Annotated in this window: 1 protein-coding gene; it reads left to right on the top strand. The window is 51.8% G+C overall.

Features of this window, described 5'->3' with window-relative positions; all coding sequences use genetic code 11:
- A partial coding sequence (gene ftsA, locus ACTHSP_RS22490) for a cell division protein FtsA (protein WP_440347070.1) occupies positions 1-392 on the top strand: 392 nt, incomplete at both ends.

The following is a 392-nucleotide window of genomic DNA, read 5'->3' as shown; positions in this document are numbered from 1 at the left end:
TCACAACATTTTGCATACCGTGGTTCAAGAGTACATCATCGACAACCAACCCGGTGTGAAAGAGCCTATCGGCACGAGCGGCGTGCGTTTGGATACCCGTGTACACATCATTACCGGTGCGAACACTGCGTTGCAAAATATCCAAAAATGTATCCAACGTTGCGGCCCGCAAATGGATCAAATCATGCTTCAGCCTTTGGCAAGCGGTCACGCCGTTTTGACTGAAGACGATAAAGATTTGGGTGTGTGCGTCATCGACATTGGTGGCGGTACAACCGACATCGCGGTTTATACCAATGGCGCCATCCTCCATACCGCGGTTTTTCCCGTTGCCGGCGATTTGATTACCAAAGACTTGGCGCAAGCCTTGCGTACGCCGCACAGTGCAGCTG

It is taken from the genome of Neisseria sp. P0001.S005 (genome assembly GCF_051963715.1).
This window is presented reverse-complemented; position numbering and strand designations above follow the sequence as displayed.